This is a genomic window from Labrys sp. (in: a-proteobacteria) (genome assembly GCF_047605565.1).
In the GTDB taxonomy this organism is placed as follows: domain Bacteria; phylum Pseudomonadota; class Alphaproteobacteria; order Rhizobiales; family Labraceae; genus Labrys; species Labrys neptuniae.
The window spans coordinates 1-20,328 of the sequence record NZ_JASGFM010000063.1 but is presented as its reverse complement, the minus strand read 5'-3'; the positions used below and the strand labels follow the sequence as shown (position 1 = coordinate 20,328).

The window sequence follows — 20,328 nt, the reverse complement described above, 5'->3', positions numbered from 1 at the left end:
CAAGTCCGAGCTCAACTCAGACCCGGTAGTAGGAGCGGTACCATTCGACAAAGTTCTTGACGCCGACATCGATCGTCGTCGTCGGCTTGTAGTCGATGAGCTGCTCCAAGAGATCCGCGGCAGCGAAGGTCGCGGGAACATCGCCCTTCTGCATGTCGAGGAAGTTCCGCTTCACCGGCATGCCCAGGCATTTTTCGACGGCATCGACATAGTCGAGCAGGCCGACCGGCTGGCCGCCGCCGATATTGACGACGCGATAGGGCCCGGCCGGCGACAGGGAATCGATGTCGCTGACCGGCTGGCCCTCCACGGGCGGCACCTTGGTGAGGCGCGCGATGGATTCGACCAGATCTTCGACATAGGTGAAGTCGCGCTGCATCTTGCCATGGCCGTAGACGTCGATCGGCTCGCCAGCCAGCGTCGCCTTGACGAATTTGAACAGGGCCATGTCGGGCCGGCCCCAGGGGCCGTAGACCGTGAAGAAGCGGAAGGCCGTGGTCGGGATCTTCCACAGATGCGCATAGGAATGCGCCATGTCCTCGGTGGCCTTCTTGGTCGCCGCGTAGAGCGTGAGCGGATGATCGGTGCGCTCGCGCTCGTTGAAGGGCATGTCTTTGTTGGCGCCGTAGACCGAACTCGTCGAGGCGAACAGGAAATGGCCGACGGAATGAGCCCGGGCCAACTCCATCACGTTGAAGGTGCCGACCAGGTTGGCATCGACATAGGCGCGCGGATTTTCCAGGCTGTAGCGCACGCCCGCCTGGGCGGCGAGATGGATGATGACATCGGGCTTCTCGTCGGCGACGACCTGCTCGAGCGCACCGAAATCCTCCAGCATCAGGATGTGTTCGCGGAACGCATTGGTCTTGCCGAGCATGGCGTGCCGGGCCTGCTTCAGCGTGACGTCGTAATACGGCGTCATGCCGTCCACGCCTGCCACGAAGTGGCCGTCGGCCAACAGGCGGCGGGCGAGATGGAAGCCGATGAAGCCAGCCGTGCCGGTAATCAGAAAGCGCATAAAGGGTCAGTCCTTTCATAGCGTTTTGCGATTTGGCGGTATCGCCAAGAATCGCAAAGACGCGTCACGATGAAGAGCTGGAGCAGAGCGGCGGTTGCACCAAAACGCGCTTTGCTCCGAGGTGGATAAAACCGACGCGGCGGGCCGTCAGGCCGCCAGGTCGGGAATGACGGAAGCGTTCGGCTTGATCACGCGGTTGAGCAGATACCAGCCATACATTTGTTCGAAGCCCGGGTCGTAGTGATCGAGATCGGCGCCCTGGCGTTCGAGGGCACGCGTGCGGCCGACGGCCTCGATCACGCCGCGCGGCTCGAAGACTGGAATGCCGAGTTCCGCCCCGATCTTCTTCACCCGGGCGATGAAGGTTTCACGGCTCTGCAGCACCCGCCCGTCCTGCAGCGGCAGGCCGACATGAGATACCGCAGCCATCGGCTTGCCCCACAGCTGCTTGAGCTCGATCAGGCCCTGGCGCAAGGCATCCTCGTCGGCAAGTTCGCAGCGGGCGTTGCGCAGGATCCGGGCGTCGGCCTCCCCGAAACCCGCCTCGGCGAACTGTTCTGAGGCGATGACCTTCTTGGCGGTTTCGGCCGAGATGCAGCGTTTTTGCAGCATCTCCTTCCACCACAATTTGCCTCCTTCGCCCAGCGGGCTGAGCAAATGGCGGTGGAGATAGTTGAGCTGGAGATAGATGCCGTCGCAGATCAACTCCTTCTCGGAAGCGACCTCGACAAGGAGGAAATCGGCCTTGGCCTGTTCCTTCTGGGCATTGGCGGAAAGCCTGGGCACGCGCTCCGTCGAGAAGACATAGGGCGCCATACCGTCGGGGATCTGGCATTCGCCGCGCATCCAGCGCAGACGCTGCACGGCCTCGCCGACCGAGTGCAGATAGGCGCGTGAACCGCCGTCATAGTGGCTGCAGCGCCCGGTGGCGGCGATCTCTTCCATCGGCCTGTGCAGACGGCAGGAACCCAGAACGAATACCTTCATCGCGCGTCACTCCTTGCATGAATGGGATAGCGGGAGAATTGGAGAGTTGAACAGCCGGAGCCAAGCTTCATCGCCAAACCTCACCGGCCCGAGATCGCGTTGCGGATCAGGCCGCCGGTCACCGAAGCGAGAAAGGCCAGGGCCAGCCCCACCAGCAGGGCGGAGCCGAGAGCGGTCAGCTTCTGGGGATAGGTAGGCGTGTAATCGGCCTTGGGCTGGGCGATCGGCGAGACATAGCGCTGCTGGCGCAGGATCGCCACGCGCGCCTGGTCCAAAGACTGGCGTGCGGAAGCCAGGTTGGTGTCGGCGAAGTCCTGCGCGATCTTCAGGCTTTCATAGCTGGAAAGCTGCTTGGCCACCGTTTCGCTGCCGCCACCCAGCCGCTGGCGGGTATCATCGATTTCCTTGCGGAGAGTGACGATCCGGGTCTCCACGCTCTTGCGCCGCGGATTGTCGCCCTGCGTCGCCTTGATCTGGCCGAGATCGGTCTGGGCAGCCGCCAGCTGGGCTTCGAGCTGTCCGATCAGATTGGTCAGCACGGTCAGGTCACCCGTCGGATCGACATTGGCATTCCGGTTACGCCAGTTCGCCACTTCGAGGCGAGCCGCCGCCGAACGCTGTTCGCTGCGGCTGACTTCCTCCTGCGCGACCTTGAGGGCGTCGTCGAGGGCGCGCTGGTTCATCTTGTTGGCGAAGGTGTCGGACAGGTCGATCAACGCATTGGAGATCTTGACGGAGTCCTCCGGGGTGAAGGCCTCGACCTGCAGGACGACGATCTGCTCGATCATGTTGTAGCGCACCGTGACCAGCGACTTATAGGCCCGATACAGCTCGTCCGGCGACGGATTGTCCGGCAGGCTCACCAGCGGATCGGCCGGATGCTCGGTGAGCATCTTGGTGAGGTCGATCTTCTTGGCGAGCCCGTCCATCGCTTCGCGCGACTGCAGGAAGTCGCGCACGGCGTAGCCATCGACGAAGCCGCTGACACCCATGCCGGACGAGCCGGACGAGAGCAGGCCACCGACGCCGACCGGCTGCTGGACATCGCCGCCTCGGATCGCGAACCGCGACTCCGCCGTATAGAGCGGCGTGGCGACAACGAAGACATAGAATGCCGTCAGCGCCAATGGCAGCAAAGCAAGCATCAGTCCGATCAAGGAAAAACGCCGCCTCCGGCGCCTTACCTTGTGCTGGTAGCGCAGAAACGCCGCACTCTCTTCCGGAGCGATCTCGCCTTTAAGCGAATTGATCGTCGACAAGGGGCTCGGGTTGACCTCGTCCAGTGTCGTTGATGTCGGGACGGAGAGGGAATTTGCGGAGGACTTCGTCAAGTTGGCTCTCTATTTCGATCAGACCCTGATTGAGGATGAGGGCGGTGTCACAGAACTCATCGACTTCGGATTTGCGGACGGTCGACAGGAGAAGCGTGCGACCGTCAATACGCTGCTCGAAAAGGGCTCTCCACAACAAGGTGAAGCGATCTTTCCGATAGGGGAACGTGCCGTCGACGACGTAGATGTCAAATGTCGGCAGGAGCGGCAAAATATACCCAAATTCCTGCCGCGCTGTGGCCGGCCAATGCTCTACGAACTCGTCGAGATATTCCGGCAGAGTCAACATCGACTCGACGAGGTATATACAGAATCTATAGTCAAGATGATACAAACGGGAGATTAAGGCTACAATTTGTCTCCCGCTCAATTTACCACGGACAAAGCCTGCTCGTCCGATGGGCCAGGAACAACTGCCCCCTCGGACGACACGGCCGCTGGTTGGAGGGCGCAGGCCGGCGAACAGGTCGATGGCGGGTTTGCGCGCGATCGGATCCGGCGAGACGACGGCGTAGCGCCGGATCGGCAGCGTCATGGTGATGTCGAGCGCTATGGGATAGGGCGTTCCCCCCACCATGGGCGTATCCACGACATGTTCGAGCGCGATCATGGTCCTCACACCGGTTGAATGCGAGGCCGTGCGTGCTTTTCGGCCAGGAGGCCGACGCCCAACACAGCGATCAGACACAGAAAGAAATAGGTCGGGTTGGCGTCCGAGGAGGCGTAGCCCGGGAAATAGGCGGCACGCAGAAGCTGCATGCCATGGGCGGTCGGGGACCACAGCACGTAGGCGCGATATTCCTCGGGCAGCTGCTCGGTCACGAAGAACACCGATGAGAACAGCTGCAGGCCGCGTTCGAGCACCGAAGCCAGGCGCAGGAAGAACGGCCAGTGCACGGCGATGCTGCCGAAGATGAGACCGATCGCCAGGCCATACGACCACATCGCAACGACGTAGCTGACCACCTTCGGCACGTCGGCGGGAAGGGTGATCATGTTGACCATCCTTCCGCAGGTCAGCAGGATCATGAAGACCACGGCGTAGATGATCAGATATTGGATCGCAAAGGCGAGCGCCTGATGGATCGGCCGGACAGGAGGCAGATTAATGAAGACGCGGTTATGCGCGACTGCCGTGCTGACACGGAAGATCACCTGGCGACACATGATCCAAGTCGTGCTTCCGAGCAGGGCGAAGGTCGGCACGTCCATGTTCATGATGAACTGCGTCTGAAGAATGAAATAGATCAGCGAGATCAGCGTCAGCAACACGGCCGGCTGAATCAGCATCCAGAGAATGCCGAAGCGACTTTCGGAGGCGATGAGCTGGAACTGGACGATGAGAATGGCGCGCACCACGCCGATCGCGCCGGCAACCCGGGTGCCGTGACCGTTCTTCCCGCGGGCAGGATCGGCCAGGAACAGCCCGTTGCTGAGATGGGCGATCAGCTCCAGGTCCTGTCGGCTGGCACGGCTGAGATAGTCTTCCTGCACCCCGCCATCGACAAGCCGTGCCTCCCTGGCTGCGGCGTTGCGCTTGCGGGAGCGCCTGAGATCGCGCGCTTCGGCCAGCTTGTTGGCGGCCTCGCGCAGATCCGGCGGCGCATAGTTGTCGGCGAAGACGTCGATGTCGGCACGGATGTCGTTTTCGAGGATCCGGATCGTCGTTCTCAATAGACGATGATGATAGTCGAGATCCTCTGCATCGGTCTCGCTCTCATCTTCGTCGAAGATCTGCTTTTGGGTCTTTTCAGCATGATTGTAGACGGCTCGCCGCGTCTTGACATTGTTGTCAGGCAGATCGCGTAGCGCGTGGCGCAGCAGGATGAGATATCCGTCCCAATCTTGTTGGAGGACTTCAGCTGACGTCATCGGCCATGATCCTTCTGTCTGCCATGGGCCGGTGACGGCTGGGGAAGTAACGGGCTGCGTGCTGCCCGGCAACGCAATGGGCGTAAGGCCTCATCCTCACGCCGGGTCGACGCAAGGGGATGCCAGAGCCCATGCCTGCCCCGCGGAAGCGGGACAGGCATTGCGCCGAAGCGCCTATGATGCGTTGAGCGTTCAAGAGTGCGAGGTCACAGCCGCCAGACCGTGACACCCTCCGGCGCGGTCGCGCGATCGAGTACGCCCTTGACGTCCATGACCACGCCCGTGCCGTTGCGCAGGCGCGACTTGATCAGCGGCCAACCCTTGGCGGCATATTCCTTGTGGGGAACGGCCAGGATGATGGCGTCTGCCGGTTCGACCTCGTCCAGTTCGGAAAGCTCGACACCATATTCGTGCAGCGCTTCCTCATTGGAGGCCCAGGGATCGTGCACTGCGGTCTGGATGCCGAAACGGTTGAGCTCCTTGAGGATGCTCGCCGCCTTGGAGTTGCGCAGATCCGGCACGTCTTCCTTGAAGGTCAGGCCGAGCTGCAGCACGTTCTCGACCTTGCGGCCCTCCTGCAGCAGCAGGCGCACGCATTCGCGGGCGATGCGCTCGCCGACGGAGTCGTTGATGCGCCGGCCCGACAGGATGACCTGGGGATGGTAGCCCGCCTTCTCCGACCGGTAGGTCAGGTAATAGGGGTCGACGCCGATGCAATGGCCGCCGACCAGGCCCGGCTTGAAGGGCAGGAAGTTCCACTTGGTGGAGGCCGCTTCGAGTACGTCGCTGGTATCGACGTCGAGGAGCTGGAAGATGTGCGACAGCTCGTTCATGAAGGCGATGTTGATGTCGCGCTGGGCATTCTCGATCACCTTGGCGGCCTCGGCCACCTTGATGGTGGGAGCGACATGCACACCGGCGGTGATGACCGACCCATAGACGTCGGCGACGATACCGCGGGTCTCCTCGTCCTGGCCGGACACCACCTTCTTGATCTTGGTGAAGGTGTGTTCCTTGTCGCCCGGATTGATGCGCTCGGGGGAGTAGCCGACGGTGAAGTCGACGCCGCTGGTGAGACCCGAGGCCTTTTCCAGCACAGGCACGCATTCTTCCTCGGTTGCGCCGGGATAGACGGTGGATTCATAGACGACGATGTCGCCGCGCTTGAGAGCGCCGCCGACGGTGCGCGAGGCGGCGCGCAGGGCGCCGAGATCGGGCTGGTTGGCGCTGTCGACAGGGGTCGGCACGGTGACGATGAAGAAATCGGCTTTGTTGAGATCGGCCGGATTGAAGGAGAAGATCGGCGGCGTTGCCTTCAGCTCTTCGCTGGAGATTTCGCGGGTGCGATCCTCGCCGGACTGTAGTTCCTTGACGCGGGTCTGATCGATGTCGAAGCCGATCGTGTCATAGCCATGCTTGGCAAAGGCTACCGCGACCGGCAGGCCGACATAACCCAGCCCGATGACTGCGATCTTGCGTTTCTGACTCAAGACATAACTCCTTGCGGTTTGTCATTGCGACGCCCTGGGGGCTGTTGCGTGGGTCGATCGCCTGGAACGGCAGATCGTCCGTAGGTCACCGTCCTCCTGCGGGAGGCGGACAGGTTTCGAAAAAGGGATGGAGTTCCTTCGTGGATGGAGGTCTCGTCATCCCATTCCTCTTGCGCTCACAAGCAGGCCTGCGAGGCTCGATGGGGGATGACTGGTTATGTGTGAGGGGCGGAGCCATCAGCGGATCCCCCGCCAGATGCCGCCGCTGAGCCGGAGGTTTTCGGGGCCGCGCAGGATCTGCCGTTCGACTTCCCGGAAGAAGGCATCCTGATAGGCTTGGGCGAAAGCGGGGAATTCCTGGCCCTCCTGCTTGGCGGGCATGGCCTCGACGTGGAATTTCACGCGGCGGTCCTGCCAATAGGGGATGGTGATGAAGCTCGGAACGCCAAGGCGGTAGCACAGCCCGGCGGCGAACGGGGAATAGGTTACCCTCCGTCCCTCCCAGCCGACGCGCGGGGCCGCGGGGCTCATCGCGCCGTCGATGGCGATGATGACCGCATTGCCGTGGCGCAGGGAGGTCATCACCTCGCGCGTCACCTCCAGTTCCGAATGCTCGCTGGTGGAGATCAGGGAGCCGACATGCGGGAAGGAGGCGATCTTGGGGGCGGACGCGAGCCATTTCATTGGAATGCCGGCCATGTGCAGCGCCAGGGGCCCGGCATACATCGGTCCCATGTGCGGGCTGATCAGCAGAGCACCCTTGCCCTTGTCCAAGCCGTTGCGGAGGCCGGCTACGGCGGCATCGATACCGTCGAGCATTTCAGCCACTTCGCCCACCCGCTCGGGAGCGCATTCGAGCCAGTCGAGGAGCAAGAGGTCGGCCAGGCAACCCCAGCGCACCCGGTCGTCCCAAGCGTTGCGGTCCGCAGGCTCGCTGCCGGCAAGCCGGCTGGCGAGCGACCAGGCGAAGTCGAGCCTGCCTTTGGGGATGGGCGCACTGGCCAGGTTCTGGTCGAGGCGGGCGAGCGCATCGGTGAAGGAACCCTGGAGATAGGCGCGTTTGCGGCCGACCAGATCGGCATAGTGTCCCTGGGCTTCATCCTCCAGACCCGCCTGCAGCAGCGTCGAGATGGTGTAGCGCTGCAAGGCCGGCGAATGGGGGTCTTCCTGTGCCAGCTTGCGCAGCAGCGTGGCCGCCTCGTCATAGTGGCGGGCCAGCCGCAGCGCGCGTGCCAGCAGCATCTTGAGATTGCGCAGATCCGGCGCCAGCGCGCTCGCCTGCCTGAGGACGTCGACCGCCTCTTCATTCTGGCGCAGCCTGAGCAGGGTCTCGCCGAGGGTGCGCAGGAGAAGCACGTCCTTGGCGGCCTTGTCGCGTGCCTGGCGCAGGTGCTCGAGGATCTGCGCGTCTTCCCCGCCGAGTGACAGCATCGCATTGGCGACGACGAGGTGCAGCCTCGGCGACTCCCCGCCCTGTTCCAGCGCCGTGCGGCCGATGGCCAGCGCCTCTTCGTGGCGCCCCGCCAGTTGCAGGACCTGGGCGACTTCGAGGGCGAGGTCGGCGGTAAGGTCGGGCTGGTCCTGCAAGCGCTCGACGATGACGAGACTTGTATCGAGATCACCCGCTCGCGCGAGAGCGATCAGGCAGAGCTGAGCCAGCCGTGCATGGTCCGGGCTGCGGTCGGCATAGCGGCGTGCGAAGTCGCGGGCGGCGTCGAAATCGGTCGCCTGGACCAGGGCCTGCAGCCGCACCGCCGCGATGGCGAGATTGTCGGGGTCGAGTTCTCCCGCCCGTTCGATATGCGCCTGGCCTGCGTCGCGGCGGCCGGCACGCATCATCACGCTGCCAAGCGTGAGGAGGTCGTCGCTGGAAGAGGGATTGGCCTCGACCAGGCGTTCCAGGAAGAGGCGGGCGGTGTCGAGTTCACCGGCGCGCATGGCGGGGGCGACGACCAGGCGGCGGACCTGGTTGCGGTTGCGCGGAATGGCGGCCACGGGCGGCGTCAGCAAGGCGAGAGCGTCCTGCATCCGGCCGTCACCGGCCAAAGCGAGGACATCGTCGATCGCCTGCCTGGCATCCGCAGCCTTGGTATCTTGTTCGGTCATTCGCTTCATGCGTTGTCGCCTCGCGGATTAGCGGTCGAGATAGGCATCGACGGTCAGTTCCAGCATGCGGCGCATGGAAAAGCGTTCGCGGGACCATTTCGCCACATTGGCGGCGAGTTCCGCGCGGTCCTGATGGTCGCGGCGCCAGGCCAGCACTTCGCCGGCGATGGCATCCGGTTGCAGATTGTCGATCGAAGGCAACACGGTGCCGCTCACTCTCGGCATTAGCGTTTCGGCCGCGCCGCCTGCCGGCGTGGTCACGACCGGAACCCCGCTGAACTGGGCTTCGATCAGCACGTTGGGCAGGCCTTCATGGCGCGACAACAGCAGGAAGACGTCCATATGCGACAGCCAATGGCCGACGCGGGGGGAGCGGCCGGTGAACAGCACGCGATCGGCGATGCCCAATTCCTCGGCATAGGCGGTCGCCTTGCCGAGCAGGGGGCCGTCACCCACCAGGATGAAGCGGGCATCGGGCACGCGGGCGGCGAGGCTCGCGGCGGTCTCCAGCCAGAGCAGCGGGCGCTTGTTGTCGTCAAATCGCATGACCGAGCCGACGGTGAAACCGGCCTTGACCTCGAAGCTCTCGAGCTTTTGGGTCAGGGCCAGGGTCTTCTCGTCGGTTGCCGTGCTCAGGGGATCGAGCCCGTTGGGAATGATGCGCACCGAGCCGCGCGGCAGCTTGAGCCAAGCTTCGTAGCGCTCGCCGGCGGCCTGGGAATTCGCCACGATGGCAACGCCCCGTGCCGAGAGCAGCGAGCGATAGACCGCCTCATATTCAGGCTTGTTGCGTTCGAAGCGATCTTCCGGCGGCAGCGTGCGCACGCCGAGCAGGATGCGCGGCACGCCGGCCAGCAGGGCGGCGAGGCCGGTGGCGAGGACCGAGCCGTCCTGCCAGATATGCACGATGTCGGGGCGGATATAGTTCAGTGCGTCGGTAAGGCGGACCACGCCCGTCCGCATCTGCGTCGGAAGGTGGTCGAGGAAGCCGATCAGCTCCTTGACGCGGGAATAGCGCGGGCGTCCGCCATATTCGGCAAACAGCGAATATTCATGGATCTGCAGGCCCGCTTCCACGAATTGCGGCACGAAGAAATCGGCACCGGCACGCGAATGCAGCGAGCTGCAGACCACATGGATGGGGCCCATGATGTCGGTATCGGCGATCGGGCTGGCCGAGTGGATCGCCCGGTTCAGGCCGAGCGCCGTGTTGGTGAACTGGCGTTCGGCCCCGCCCGATCCCAGGCTGCCATTGATCAGCACCACCGGCCCGACGAAGCGGCGCGGCTCGAAGTCCGCGGTCGCCGCCCGCTGGGCGATGGCCATCTCGAACACGCGCTCGATCACCAGATTGGGCAAATGGTCGTCGCTGTCGGCGTGATCGGGCACGAGTTCGCTGAGGCTGCGCAGGTCCTGTTCGATCCGCGCCTGCGTCTGGGCGATGTGCTTGGTCTCGCCGAACTTGTCGCGTGCGAACTCGATGATCTCGCGCGCCCGCATCGGCTGTCCCAGCGAGACATAGAGGCGTCCGAGCGCGACCAGCACGGATTCGGGTGTGTTGTCCATTTCGACGAGCTGGCCGAAGGCGGCCTCGGCGCCGTCGAAATCCTTCAATTCGATCAGGCCGCGGCCATAGATCAGCAGCTGCGAGGGATCTTCCGGCTCTTCGGGGAAGCGCTCGCTGTGAAGTGTCCTGCCGGCATCGACCCCGTCGATGCGGATGGTCCAGCGCAGCACGCGGAAGAAGGCTTCGCGCGAGGTCGGGAAGCGCTCGTCTATGCCGCGCCAGACCAGGAGGGCACGCGGGTCCTGCACGCGTTCGAGCGCCCGGGCGACCAGGGCCTGGAAGCGCTCCTCGCGCGGATGCTTGATCACATAGGGAAGCAGCTTGTCGAGGGCCTCGGTGAGTTCGGGCAGCCGGCGCATTGCGTTGGAGATGTCGCGGGCCCGGTTGACTTCGGCTGTGGTCACGCGCTGCACGCCATTGCCCGCGCGCAGGCCGTTGGCCACCGCGGCCGAAACGATGTCGCGTGCCGAGATCTCGTGGGCTACCGGTGCCGACGTGGCGCCGCTTGCGCCGGCGTCATCCACCGGCTGCACGGCAGGCTGGGTGCGGAAGGCCATCATGACGAGGGAACCGCCCGGGCCTTGCGGAGCCGTTCGACCAGCGCGTTTGCCGATGACAAGGCACGCCACTCCTCAGCCCGGCTCGCGCTCTTGTCCTGCTGCGCATGGCGCAGCGAAGCGTCACCGGCGAGCCGGCGCAGCGTTTCGGCCAGGCCGTCCTCGCCGTCCTCGATCCAGACCGCGGCATTGCCCAGGATGGCGCGGGCCACCGGGCCGTCGGACGCCACGATGGTCTTGCCATGCATGAGGGCATCGACGAGGTCGAACCGGGTCCGTTCGCTCCGGGCCACACCCGCCAGGGCGGGCGTAACGAAGATGTCGATCGCCTTGTAGGCCTCGGCGATGGAGCCGACCTTGGGACGGCCGGGGAAGAGCACGCGCTCGCCATGGCCCATATGGCTCAGGCGCTCATGCAGCTTGAGGAAGCGCGAACCCACGCCGAAAACCGCCAGCCCGGCGTCGATCCCATGGCCCACGAGCTTGTCGAAGGCGTCGGCGATGCCGTCCAGGTCGAGGTCGTCATAGGGATCGCCGACATAGCCAAGGACCAGCCGGTCCTTGAGGGCCGGGTCGCTGCGCCAGGCGGGAGTCTTCTCGTCGTGCTTGAAGGCGGGTGCATTCTCGCCCAGCAACAGGAGCTTTTCGGCCGGCACGCCCCGGGCCGAGAGGGCCTCCGTGGCGCCGGGCCAGCGGGCCAGCATCAGGCTCGCCTCCGCCACCAGGACGTCGTCCGCCTGTCGAAAGAGCGCTTCGCGGTCGTTGGCGGGCGCGGCATCGGCCGTCGATGCCAGGCGCTGGCAGTCGAGAACGAGATCGGCGCCCGTCATGCGGGTGGCGATGGCGGCGGGATAAGCCGCCTCCAGCTCGCCGGATACCATGATGACGTCGGCTTCCAGTGTCCTGGCGATCCGTCCGAGCGCCACGCCGGCCTCGCGGGCATATTGATCGATGATGGCCGGAGCGGCCTCTATCGGGGCCATGCGATGATAGGCGATGCCATCCACCATATCGGGGCCGGATTTGCGCGAGGCGCCAGTGTTGCGGACGGGATAGCCGGGCTGGGTCACCACCCGCACCGAACAGCCAAGGCTCGTCAGATCCTGGGCCAGGGCATGCGTGCGCATGCTGGTGGCGGACCAGTGATAGGGCAGGGATTGCGGCACATAGAGCAGGATGTTGAGACGCGTGCCCTGTGCCTTGCGCGATACGGGCTTGGGCAGGCGAATGCCCTGGCCCTTGAACCGTTCGAGCGCCATCAGCTCTTCATAGCGGCGCGTTTCCGTCGCATTGAGGGCAGCGCCGGCGCGCAGGGCTTCCTGGAGAATGGCACTGGCCTCGTCGATCGAGCCGGTATCCATGAGCGTGAAGGCCAGGAGCTTGATCCGTCCCTCGTTCGGGTCGGCCTCGGCGGCGGCCTTGGCGAGCGCGACGGCCGCGGCCGGATCGGCGGTTCTGGCCTGCTTGGCCAGGTCGAGCAGCACGCGCGACAGCACGCTGCCACGCGGGCGCTGGTCGTGGATCCAGCGCTCGGCTGCGGTCAGGCCGTCCTTCTGCGCCTTGGCGAGGGCGATCTCGGACAGCTGCAGATATTCGGGGGCTGCACCGGTCGGCACCAGATCGGCCGGCAGCGAGAGGGAATGACGATAGTCGCGATACCATTCGGCGATGCGGGCTGGCAGGCGCATGCCATCGCGCCAGCTCGAAAAGCCGGTCATCATCACCTGGCCGAGCCGGTATGTATGGCCTTCGCGCAGCTTGGCGATGCGCTGCTCGGCGTGTTTCCAGACGCTACGCGTGTCGAGCACGGCCAGTTCAGCGCTACGCTTGGCCTCGCGATAGACGTCGAGGTCGCGTTCCAGCTGCTGCAGCCGGGTGGTGAGTGCGACATTGTCCTCGGCCAGGGAACGCTCGGCCAGTTCGGCTTCGAGTTCCCTGATGCGCCGTGTCGCAGCCGCCTCGCGGTCGAGCGCGGCCTGGAGCTCGGTGTCGGAAGAAGAAGCCTGCAACGTTGAAACGGCTGCAAGCTTGGCTTTGTGGCGAGCGGGAGAACCGGAACCGTGCAGGGCGCTGCCCATGGCAATTGCCGCCCCTTCGAGCTGGCTGTCGTCGAAGGAGGTCGTCCTGGAACTTACATGTTCTGCCGGCACATCGCCGTTACGATGCAGCTTCGGCGCTTCGGTCACTCTGCTCACCTTGATCTCCGGCTCCTCAGAACAAGGCGCGTTCAGGGAGAACGCGCCTTTGCTCCAACTTTTCGTTCGGATGCGTCTTGCGAGGGCCGGCGCGAACGCCGGATCGCAGGAGGCTCTGGGCTCAGCTCGCCAGCTTGAGGTTCAGCAAGCCTTCCAGGTTCTTGCTGGCGCTGTTGTCCGGGGCGAGCTCGCGGCTGCGGGTCACGGCCGCCGAGGCCGTGGCGAGATCGCCGGCCCGGTGGCTCGCGCGCGCCAGATGCAGCCAATGGGTGGCCGAGTCCGGCTTGAGCTCGAGCACGCGCTGGTAGTAGTTGGCCGAGTCGGCGAAGGCGTGCGTCTGGTAGAGATGATGCGCCACCGCCGTCAGGGCCGGCACGTTCTCCGGATCGATCTGGAGCAGGAGATAGGCAACCTCGGCAGCCTCCGCCGGGCGCTTCTCGCGGCGATGGGCGCTCAGCTCCTTGGAAAGGATCGCCGCGACCTTGCGGCGCAGCAGCTGCAGTTCGTCGTCGTCCTGGCCGACCTTGGCCAGCAGGGCCAGATGGAGCGCTGCCTGGCGGGCCTCGCCGCCGCGCAGGGCGAGCTTGGCGGCGCGACGGACGCGCTGGATCAGGCGGCCGACATAGTCGACCTCGGGCGCGGCCAGGCCGGCCTGATAGAGGGTCACCAGGCCCGTATATTCGAGCTCGGCTTGTCCGGCGGCACGGGCGAGGCGCTTGGCGGCAACCTGATCGGTGGGATCGATGTCGAGCAGACGCGACCACAATTCAAGGGCGCGTTCCGGGGTACCGGTCCGTTCGGCTGCAGTCGCCAGACGCTTGGTCGCCGTGGGATGGCGTGGATCCACCTTGAGGACCTGTTCCCAAGCGGCTGCAAAGCCGGCGGGATCCTGTTCGAGATCGGTCTGCTTGGCCTGGTCCACCACGTCGTTGCGCAGGGCGATGATACGCTTGCGCAGGACCGGATCGGCGGGAGCCACCGCGTTGCCGAGGCGAAGCACGCGACGATAGCCGTCCTGGTCACCCGCCCGGTCGAGCTCGGCGGCGGCCTTGGCGAGATTACTGCCGACACGTGCGGTGATGTCGTCGAAACCCTCGATCGTGCCGGCATCGGCATGACGAATGGCGATCAGGACCTTGGCAGCGTCCTCGACCTGCTGGCTGCTCAGGAGCTTCTTGGCTGCCAGGAACGCGGTCGAGGGATGCACTTCGGCAGCGGCGATTGCCGATTGTGCGACCTTGTCGAGCTGGCCGGCATTGATGGCCGCTCTCAGACGCATCTTCAGCGCATTGGCATGACTGGGCGAAATTGCCAGCAATTTGTCGGCCTCGGCGATCACCGCGTCCCAGTTCGAAGCCTGCCAGGCATCGCGCATGGTTTCGAGATGGTTGCGCAATTCCGGCGCCGAAGGCGAGATGCGCCGCTTCGACTGGGTCCAGCTTGCAGGGCCGGGAATGACGCTATGGCCGAAGGAGGCTTTCGAGAAGGCGTCGTTCGCAATGTCCATCTTCTATCTCACTCGTCATATTGCCTGGGTAGGCACTCGGCGATCACCACATGTGATCAATTGATCTGATCGTAAGGAAGCGACCAGAAACGTTCGGTACGAATCTGTGTGTATTTTTGGGCCAGGAGGCCAGTTAAGCACCTGAATTTGACGGCATAGTGGCAATAATTAAACAAAAATTAATTAAATTATATTTCTAATAGTTCGCAAATTAGAATATTATATTTGAAAATATACATTTAATTTCGATTTTAAGTTTTGTTTTCGCCAACTGACGCTGGCGATTTGCTTGCTGCCGGGTTGTCATCGACGACGGGACTCAGCGGGCACGGGCTCTCTTGTATTTCCGCGGTTGCTCGGCCGGAGGATCTGCCGCCGGCGGACTTGCCAACAAATCCACGGTTCGTTGCACCATCAGGGTGGTGGAGAAACGCTCGGAAGCAATTTGCCGGATGCGGTCCGCAAGGCTTGGATCCGAATGCCGCCAGTCGACGACGTGCCCGACCTTGGCGCACAAGGCGTCGAGATCGACGGCCTCGACCGTGTCGGTGGCCAGCCCCGTCACACCCGGCGCGAAGGTTTCGCAGGCGCCGCCTGCCGGCGTGGTCACCACCGGAATGCCAGCGAGCTGGGCTTCGATCAGCACGTTGGGCAGGCCCTCGAAACGCGACAGCAGCACGAAGGCATCCATCTTCGCCAGCCAATAGCCGACGCTGGCCGAACGGCCCACGAACAGTATCCGGTCGGCGATGCCGAGTTCGGCTGCACGCTGGCGTACGCGGGGCAGCAGAGGGCCGCTGCCGACCAGAACGAAGCGGGCATTCGGACGGGCCTCATGATAGGCGTGGACGAAATCGATCCAGAGTTCGGGGCGTTTGTCGACATCGATGCGGAAGACGCCGCCAATCGTCTCGGTGGCATCCGCGGTGCGGCGCTGGAATTTCTGCCAGCGCTCCTCGTCGGTCTCGTTCGGCTCGGGCGGCAGGTGCTCGACCCCGTTGTGAACGATGGTGAAACGCTCCTGCGGCAGGTCGAGCCACTCGCAATAGGCCTTGGCGGCCGCATGGCTGTTGCTCATGAACTCGACGCCGGGAATCCGAGCCAGGGCCCGATACATCGGCTCATATTCACCCCGGAACAGATGGGGCCGCAAAACCGGCGGCAGGCCGCGTACATTGAGGACGATGCGGGGGACGCCGGCCACGAGTGCCGCCAGGGCAGCGAACAGGACGGCGCCGTCCTGCCAGATATAGGCGACCTCGGTTTCGTGCCGCCGAAAATGCTCGACCAGGCGTTGCGTGCCGAAGGCCGCATGGACCGGCACCAGGGACAGCAAATGCCGGAGATCGCTCTCCTCGGGCACGAGTTCCGCCGGGCGGGCCGGCGTCATGTTGTCGATCTGATAGGCCTCGACCTGCTCGCAGGCGATCATGGGCAGAAAGAAGTCGTGATTGTTCTCGCGGCTAAGCGATTTGACCACGACCTGAATCGGACCGCGGATCTGCCGGCCGGAGATGCTGCCGTTTTCGCGCCGGGTGCGTTCCAGCCGGGCTGCGGTTCGGGCAAGCTGGCGTTCCGCTCCGCCGGTGCCGAGGCTGCCTGTGATAAGCGAGACGGAGCCGAGCCGGCCTGGCGCCACCGAACGCACGGATCGGTTGCGGAAGATGTCGATGGCCGCCCTCAGCACCACGATGCGGGCGGGGATGCCGCAGGTCTGCCAGTCCGGTACGTGCCGGCCGAGCACCTCCATACCCTTGCGCAACTCCTCGGCCATGACCGAGGCGTTCTTGGGGGCTTGCCCGGTCGCCAGCAGCCGGTCCAGGATCAACAGGGCTTCGGTTAATTCTCCCCATTCGCGCAACCGCTTGGCATAGACGAGCGGCGCGTTCTTGGAGTCCGGGAAATCGGCCAGGGTTGAGACGAACAGCGCCTTGGCTTTGGCGATTTCACGCAGTTCGACGAAAAGCTCGGCCTTGCCGAGGCGACGATCGACGTCCGAGGGCACGCCGGGGTAATGACGCTCGAGGATCTCGAGCCCCTCGGCAATGCGCTGATGCCGCGACAGCCAGCGCAGGCGATATTGCAGGGCCCGGTAATTGTCGGGGAATTTTTCGTGGACGCCGGTCCACAGCTCCAGCATGCCCTCGCGGACACGGGTCATCTCGGCGACGAGAGCGTGGGAGAGATTGACGTCCAACTCCCCCGGAAAGCGGGAGAGCAGATATTTCAGGCGCGGCAGCGCAACCTGGGCGGTTTCGACATTGTCGGCACGCTTGACCAGATCGGCGCATTCGGCGCGCACGGCTTGCGAATAGACGTCGGAAGCGGAAAACCAAGCGTGGCCATTTTCATGGACCGCGAGTAAAGGCACCTCGGCGGTCTCCGACGATGGAAATCTGTTAGGTTTCAAGAGTGCCTGTCCCGTGGTTGCCCATGTATAGATTCCATACTCAATCATTAATTCCATAAAGATCAGATAATCTTTACAAAAGAATGACGCAAGTAAGGCAACTATTTGGTTTTCAACTGATGATTATCTAGGCGACTACAGAAAGAAATTTGGACTGTTTCTGTGAACAATTCCAATTTCGCTCGTTTTCCCCTCGGGCGGCATCATGTCCGTTTTGGACGGTTGGTGGTTGCGGCGCGTGGCGATGGATCGCCCCGCATGACCGCGCCGAATGGCCGCTCGGTACAGGCTCTGCGGATATTGCAATGCAGCAATGTCCGCGCAGCCGGATAGAGCGTCGGGGCTCTGGCTGTTGGATGGGCAGCGTGAGCGAGGGGTACTGCTGCGCCCAGAAACGTCGATAGCGCACAGGCCACTTTCGCCATCCGTCCTCCGATTCAACCAATGCCCCATACGGCACGATTCATCAGTACCTATGGCATTGCCAACCTCAGCGAGTCGGCTTTTTAGACTCATCGAAAATGGATTGCAAGCTTATAATGTTCTCCCCTTGGTGAAGCCAGCTTTGAATGGTTGCAAATAGGCTGATCAAACCCCATTTTGTTCATCTATATGAACGATATGGGTATAACAGAAGAAATATGCTGTATTTACACTGACCATATTCTGACCATATTGTGTATGTTGAGTTTGATTGGCTGACTGTTGATGAATCTTTTATGACCGGGGTGTGATCAGTTGCGAGGCAGGGAAGTATGAGGCGGCTCGATTTCGGGCTGCCGTTCCACGTGTTTTGGCGCTGTGTCCGGACCGGTTGCCGTAGGGTGGGCAATCCAACACCAGCCTGTTGCGGCAAGGGATTTTGGCGGCTGGCCATCAACTTCATGACAACAAATCGGCAGGGGGTGGCGGGCACTTCGTGAGGTGCCGGAAGCTTGCTCGGATGTCTGGCAAAACCCGCCCTGCGGCCTTGGCCCGAGGCGGGTTGCGGCCGTCTGTCGTTACAAAACGTAAGGCATTTTGAATATGCCTTCTATCCAGAGTTCCTTAATCGAAAACACGATTGTTTTGATTCGGATCAAGATAAGGTAGAGCACATGTGTGGTATTGTTTGTGTTCTTGGCAACGAATCAGTGGCCATGCCGCTGGTGGATGCGTTGCGAAGACTGGAATATCGGGGGTATGATTCCGCCGGTATTGCGACCCTGGAAGGTGGCGCCATTGTCCGCCGGCGCGCCGAGGGCAAGCTGGTCAATCTCGAGGCCAAGCTCGGCCAGGCGCCGCTCAAGGGCACCAGCGGTATCGGCCATACGCGTTGGGCGACACACGGCAAGCCGACGGAGGACAATGCCCATCCTCATGCGACCGAGCGAGTGGCTGTCGTTCATAACGGCATCATCGAGAATTTCCGCGAGTTACGGGATGAATTGAGCGCAGATGGCGCCGATTTCCAGTCGGAAACCGATTCCGAGGTCATCGCGCATTTCGTCACGCGCGAGCTCGAGAAGGGCCAGTCGCCGATCGAGGCCGTGCAGGCCTGCCTCAAGCGCATTCGTGGTGCCTTCTCGCTCGGCTTCCTGTTTGCCGGGGAGGATGATCTCATCATCGGTGCCCGGCTGGGGCCGCCGCTGGCAGTCGGCTATGGCAACGGCGCGATGTTCCTGGGATCGGATGCTATCGCCCTCGGTCCACTGACGAATACTTTCGCTTATCTTGAGGATGGCGATAGTGTCGTGATTACTCGCTCCACCGCAACGATCTACGACGCCGGGTTCAATCAGGTCGAACGCCCCATCCAGAAGGCGGAGATTTCGGCGGCCATCGTCGAGAAGGGCAATTATCGCCATTTCATGGCCAAGGAGATCCACGAGCAGCCCGAGGTGATTTCCCATACCTTGGCTTCCCTGGTCGACATGACCAGCGAAACCGTTCGTTTGCCGGACCTGCCTTTCGATTGGAAGAACCTCAGTCGCCTGACCATCTCGGCCTGCGGTACGGCGTCCTTCGCCGGGCAGGTGGCGAAATACTGGTTCGAGCGCTATGCCCGCCTGCCGGTCGAGGTCGATATCGCCTCGGAATTTCGCTATCGCGAAGCGCCGCTCGAAAAGGGTGGATTGTCGCTCTTCGTCTCCCAATCGGGCGAAACCGCCGATACCATGGCGGCCTTGCGCTACTGCCAGGAGAATGGCCAGCATACGCTTGCCGTCGTCAATGTGCCGACCTCCACGATGTCGCGCGAGGCGGACGCCATGGTGCGCACGCTTGCCGGTCCCGAGATCGGCGTCGCCTCCACCAAGGCCTTCACCTGCCAGCTGGCCGTGCTCGCCTGCCTGGCGATCGGTGCGGGCAAGGCTCGCGGGACGCTGACGCCCGAGGCGGAAAAGGAACTGGTGCAGGCCCTGATCGAGGCACCGCGCCTGATGGCGGAGGCGCTCCGCCTCGATCATGAGATCGAGGCCTGCGCGCGCGATCTCTCCAAGGCCAAGGACGTGCTCTATCTCGGCCGCGGCACCAGTTTCCCGCTCGCTCTGGAAGGTGCGCTGAAACTCAAGGAAATCAGCTACATCCACGCCGAGGGTTATGCCGCGGGCGAACTCAAGCACGGCCCGATCGCGCTCATCGACGAGAGCATGCCGGTGGTGGTGATTGCTCCCTTCGATGCGATCTTCGAGAAGACCGTCTCGAACATGCAGGAGGTCGCCGCGCGCGGCGGGCGTATCATCCTGATCACAGACGAAGAAGGGGCCAAGGCCGCTTCGCTTCCGGGCGCCAAGACCATCGTGATGCCGGTAATGCCGTCGGTGGTTTCGCCACTGGTCTATTCCGTGCCGATCCAGCTTCTGGCCTATCATGCAGCAGTGCTGATCGGCGCGGATGTCGACCAGCCGCGCAACCTCGCCAAGAGTGTGACGGTGGAGTAGGCGCCGGACCGGCAAAGCGTTCGGCGATTTGACGGGAGACCTTGAATCGCGAGGACGCGTCGAAACGGAGAGACGGAGCAAAACGGCGCCCTGCGATGAAGACGTTTTGCTCGTGAGACCGCGGCATCGGGCCGGAATGACGCTGTAAAAAGGCAGTTCGACCGGCCCGATGCATCTGCAGGTAAGATCAGTAACGCGGAAACAATAACTGAGGCGCTGCAGGAATGATGCTGCAGCCATGCCTCGAAACCTCAGGGTTATCACATGAGCCGCAAATATTTCGGCACGGACGGCATCCGTGGCCTGGCCAATAGTGTCATTACGCCGGAACTGGCGATGAAGGTCGGCATGGCGGCCGGCCTCGCCT

General features: G+C 63.3%; 13 protein-coding genes. 2 read left to right on the top strand and 11 right to left on the bottom strand.

What is annotated here, in order from left to right; all coding sequences use genetic code 11:
- Positions 1-16: 16 nt before the first annotated feature.
- The 11 genes from QM672_RS30990 to QM672_RS30940 all read right to left on the bottom strand — a co-directional run bounded on the left by QM672_RS30990 (position 17) and on the right by QM672_RS30940 (position 17,001).
- Positions 17-1,018 (bottom strand): NAD-dependent epimerase/dehydratase family protein, encoded by a 1,002-nt coding sequence (locus QM672_RS30990; RefSeq protein WP_311944581.1) that lies wholly within the window; start codon positions 1,016-1,018, stop codon positions 17-19.
- A 147-nt stretch (positions 1,019-1,165) separates the two neighbouring features.
- Positions 1,166-2,005, bottom strand: a complete 840-nt coding sequence (locus QM672_RS30985; protein WP_311944582.1) for a hypothetical protein — start codon at positions 2,003-2,005, stop codon at positions 1,166-1,168.
- Positions 2,006-2,085: 80 nt separating this feature from the next.
- Positions 2,086-3,150, bottom strand: a complete 1,065-nt coding sequence (locus QM672_RS30980; RefSeq protein ID WP_311944583.1) for a hypothetical protein — start codon at positions 3,148-3,150, stop codon at positions 2,086-2,088.
- A 91-nt stretch (positions 3,151-3,241) separates the two neighbouring features.
- Positions 3,242-3,946 carry a hypothetical protein gene (locus QM672_RS30975; protein WP_415087203.1) on the bottom strand — a complete coding sequence of 235 codons (705 nt, stop codon included), beginning with the start codon at positions 3,944-3,946 and terminating at the stop codon, positions 3,242-3,244.
- A 5-nt stretch (positions 3,947-3,951) separates the two neighbouring features.
- Positions 3,952-5,208, bottom strand: a complete 1,257-nt coding sequence (locus tag QM672_RS30970) for a hypothetical protein (RefSeq protein WP_311944585.1) — start codon at positions 5,206-5,208, stop codon at positions 3,952-3,954.
- Between the two features lie 206 nt (positions 5,209-5,414).
- On the bottom strand, positions 5,415-6,698 hold the full coding sequence (locus QM672_RS30965; RefSeq protein WP_311944586.1) for a nucleotide sugar dehydrogenase: 1,284 nt from the start codon (positions 6,696-6,698) through the stop codon (positions 5,415-5,417).
- A 237-nt stretch (positions 6,699-6,935) separates the two neighbouring features.
- Positions 6,936-8,804, bottom strand: a complete 1,869-nt coding sequence (locus QM672_RS30960; RefSeq protein ID WP_415087200.1) for a tetratricopeptide repeat protein — start codon at positions 8,802-8,804, stop codon at positions 6,936-6,938.
- A 27-nt stretch (positions 8,805-8,831) separates the two neighbouring features.
- On the bottom strand, positions 8,832-10,931 hold the full coding sequence (locus QM672_RS30955) for a glycosyltransferase (protein ID WP_367626730.1): 2,100 nt from the start codon (positions 10,929-10,931) through the stop codon (positions 8,832-8,834).
- On the bottom strand, positions 10,928-13,123 hold the full coding sequence (locus QM672_RS30950; protein ID WP_415087198.1) for a glycosyltransferase: 2,196 nt from the start codon (positions 13,121-13,123) through the stop codon (positions 10,928-10,930). Before QM672_RS30950 ends, QM672_RS30955 begins: the two co-directional genes overlap by 4 nt.
- A 121-nt stretch (positions 13,124-13,244) precedes the next feature.
- Positions 13,245-14,630, bottom strand: coding sequence for a tetratricopeptide repeat protein (locus QM672_RS30945; protein WP_311944590.1), 1,386 nt, complete (start codon positions 14,628-14,630; stop codon positions 13,245-13,247).
- A 319-nt stretch (positions 14,631-14,949) separates the two neighbouring features.
- Positions 14,950-17,001, bottom strand: a complete 2,052-nt coding sequence (locus QM672_RS30940; protein WP_415087196.1) for a glycosyltransferase — start codon at positions 16,999-17,001, stop codon at positions 14,950-14,952.
- 1,136 nt (positions 17,002-18,137) lie between these two features.
- On the opposite strand from QM672_RS30940, the gene glmS reads away from it, so the two are divergent.
- Both glmS and QM672_RS30930 read left to right on the top strand, forming a co-directional pair.
- A complete protein-coding gene (glmS, locus tag QM672_RS30935) occupies positions 18,138-19,961 on the top strand; it encodes a glutamine--fructose-6-phosphate transaminase (isomerizing) (protein WP_311944593.1) in 1,824 nt (607 codons plus the stop codon).
- A 264-nt stretch (positions 19,962-20,225) separates the two neighbouring features.
- A partial coding sequence (locus QM672_RS30930) for a hypothetical protein (RefSeq protein ID WP_415087210.1) occupies positions 20,226-20,328 on the top strand: 103 nt, incomplete at its 3' end.

Bases quoted from the DNA above. Each gene is read 5' to 3' on its own strand.
- QM672_RS30960 (WP_415087200.1), bottom strand. From the start codon at position 8,804: ATGACCGAACAAGATACCAAGGCTGCGGATGCCAGGCAGGCGATCGAC.
- QM672_RS30990 (WP_311944581.1), bottom strand. From the start codon at position 1,018: ATGCGCTTTCTGATTACCGGCACGGCTGGCTTCATCGGCTTCCATCTC.
- QM672_RS30955 (WP_367626730.1), bottom strand. From the start codon at position 10,931: ATGATGGCCTTCCGCACCCAGCCTGCCGTGCAGCCGGTGGATGACGCC.
- QM672_RS30975 (WP_415087203.1), bottom strand. From the start codon at position 3,946: ATGATCGCGCTCGAACATGTCGTGGATACGCCCATGGTGGGGGGAACG.
- QM672_RS30945 (WP_311944590.1), bottom strand. From the start codon at position 14,630: ATGGACATTGCGAACGACGCCTTCTCGAAAGCCTCCTTCGGCCATAGC.
- QM672_RS30970 (WP_311944585.1), bottom strand. From the start codon at position 5,208: ATGACGTCAGCTGAAGTCCTCCAACAAGATTGGGACGGATATCTCATC.
- QM672_RS30980 (WP_311944583.1), bottom strand. From the start codon at position 3,150: ATGCTTGCTTTGCTGCCATTGGCGCTGACGGCATTCTATGTCTTCGTT.
- QM672_RS30985 (WP_311944582.1), bottom strand. From the start codon at position 2,005: ATGAAGGTATTCGTTCTGGGTTCCTGCCGTCTGCACAGGCCGATGGAA.
- glmS (WP_311944593.1), top strand. From the start codon at position 18,138: ATGTGTGGTATTGTTTGTGTTCTTGGCAACGAATCAGTGGCCATGCCG.